The 2912-nt window shown below is 31.5% G+C and carries 1 protein-coding gene; it reads right to left on the reverse strand.

The window, feature by feature from the left end; translation table 4 throughout:
• Positions 1-2912: hypothetical protein (locus N1F73_RS03515; protein WP_260360130.1), on the reverse strand; the 2912-nt coding region annotated here is incomplete at both ends.

Consider the following 2912-nt stretch of genomic DNA (forward strand, 5'->3'; position numbering starts at 1 on the left):
CAGGATATCAATTTGTAACACCTTGCGAATCTGGTGTTGCGTCTGTATCTCTACCAACGACTTTATCACTATTTTTTAAAGCATCTAACAACGCTTGTTTAGCATCAGGATAATCATCTAAAGTATTCGCAAAATTATTGATCTCATTAACTTTGTTATCGTATTCAGCTTTTTTAGCAGCGTCAATTGCAGCTTTATCATTTGCAAATTTATCTTTTGCACTTGCTAATTCGCTAATTGCTTTTTCGTAAGCTTTACGTTTAGCATTTTTATCTGTATTACTGTCAGTATCAATACCGTCTAAAACATTTTGAATTCTATTAACTTCTGCTTGATATGCGTCAATAGCGTCTTTATAAACAGGGTTAGTGGTATCTATATCGCTTTGCGCACTTTGTTTATCAGTGTTGTATTGATTTTTAGCCACGTCTAAAGAATCATTCAATGCTTTTTCATAAGCTGTATTTAAATTATCATAAGCAGCATTGATTGTTTCATATGGTTTTTGGTTATTAGTTCCATTTGAATGATTATCATTTTTGGCTTGTTCTAATGCTTGTTTGATTGCCGCGTATTGAGTTTTGTCGCCTAAATTGTCATTATTTAGTAACTCAGTAACTTTTTCTTCTAACTTATTGTATACAGCGACTGCAGCATCTTGAATTGCTTGTTTTAATTTATCAGTTTCGCCATTGTAATCACTTGCATCAATTTGATTGCTATCTTGTTCTTGTTGAATTACTGTTTGCGAACTTGTTTTTTGTTCATTTAGAGGCTGAACTTGATTTGCTTCAATATATTCAGGTTTTTGAACTAATTTATCAATTAAAGCAACTTGTTTATCGTATTCAGCTTTAGCGGCATCAATTTGTGCTTTTTCTTCTTTAGCTTTTCTAAATGATGCTTCTAGTTGTTTTTTAGCTTCTTTGGCTGCTGCTTGTTTTGGATAAGGATCATTAGTTGCTGAACCAATCGCATTTTGATCTCTTTCAACATCTTGTAAGGTGGTTCTAATTTTGTTGTATTCTGGTTTTGAGGCAGGAATATCATTTTCTAAATAATTATTAACTTCATCTTTAAGAGCATCGTATGCTTCAACTGCTGCTTTATCTGCATCAGCAATTGGGAATTGTTGATCTGCGTAAGCAATATCTTCAGTTAGCGAAGAGGTTGCTTGATTGTAAGCTTTTGGTGTAGATTGACCATTAATTGTATTGGTAATAGAAGTTTTATCTTTTTCTAATTTATCTTTGATGTATTTTCTACTTGGATGGGTCGAACTTTCAGTGATTTTTTGGTCTAATTCACCCAATTTTGCATTGTAAGCTTGTTTTGCTCTTTCAGTCTCTTCAGCTTTCTTAGCTTGAATATCATTATGAATTTGGCTTAATTTTGCAATATATTCTTTGTATGCTTTAACTTTATCAGCCTTATAAGTAGGAGAGTCTTGGTTAGCGTCTAATTCTGCAATTTTTTGAGTTAATTCATCATTTACTTTTTTAATTTCACCTTGAGCTCATTTTTGAGTTTCTGGATATTCATCTAAAGCATTTGCTTCATTGTCAAGCTCAGTTTTTTTAGCGTCATAATCAGCTTTTGCTTTTGCTATTTCAGCTTGATCAATAGCTTTTTGTAATTCGTCATATTGTGTTTCAGCTTGTGTTACTTTTTCGCCTAATTCTGCTATCTTGTCTTTAGTGTCATCGTGAATTTTGTTTGGTAAGCCTTGTTGTAATTGAGCAATTTTATCACGTAAGGTTTGATTAATTTCTTCATAACGTTGATTATTTTCAAGGTCATTATTTTTAATGAAATCATTTGCTTTTTCACTTAATTTAGTGAATCTATCGTTTGCTTGGTCAATTACTGAATTAATTACAAAATCAGCTTGATCTTTATATGTTTGGCCACCGATTGTTTCGTTATTTTGTGCAGCTGTAATAACATCATTTGCATCTGTTTTTACTTTTTCTAATTCAGCTTGTTCACCTGCATATTTTGGGTCATCTTTTAACTGATCTAATTTTTTAACGGCGTTGTCGTATAGTTCTTTTGCTTTGTTGATTTCTGATACTTTTTCATCAATAGTTGCAGTGAAATCATTCAAGATTTTACTTTGATCATCCAATGTTTCAATTGAAACACCTTCATATGGTGTTGGAGTAGCATTAGTTTTTACTGCTTGTTCTGATTGATCAATTAAATCATTTATTTGTTTATTTAAACCTTTAAGTTGCGGATTGCTATCTACACCTAATTCATTTTGTGCATCTTTAAGTTTTTGCACTGCTTGACGGTGTTTTTCTTGAGCAGATTTAAGGGCAATTTGTGTTTTTAATTGCTCTAAAGCATTTTCAGCATCACTGTATGCTTTTTTAACATTTGCGACGTAATTTTGGTCACGAGTATTAGTTAGGGTAACTAATGTATTTGATAAAGTTTGAGCAATTTTTGCAATTTCTTTTTTATATCAATCTTGTGTTTCAGGCAATGAGTCATCAATAGTTGCTTTATTATTCAATTCAGTATCGTAAGCTTTTTTAGCCTCATTTATTTCGTTGGCTTTTTCTATTGCTTGTTTTAGGGCATCAACTTTATTTTTATAAACAGTAGGGTTTAAAACGTCATTTTCAGGAACTGTTGAAGTTAGATTATCAGTTATAGCATCTTTGATTAGATTGTATGCTTGTGGGTTTGTTAATGAATTTTCATCATTATTTTGGTTGTATAAATTATTATTAAGTTCTTTAGTTTTTTCAATTTCACTTTCTAATTGGTCAAATGCTTCTTTGGCTAAATTAGCTTTTTGTTTAAATTGTGAAAGTGATTGCTCTAATTCATTAACTTTATTAACTTTAGGGTCTGCGCCTTGGTAAGTATCGGTCTTATCAACATTGACAGCATCTGCCTCA

It is taken from the genome of Mycoplasma sp. HS2188, assembly GCF_025209835.1.
Lineage (GTDB): Bacteria > Bacillota_I > Bacilli_A > Mycoplasmatales > Metamycoplasmataceae > Mycoplasmopsis.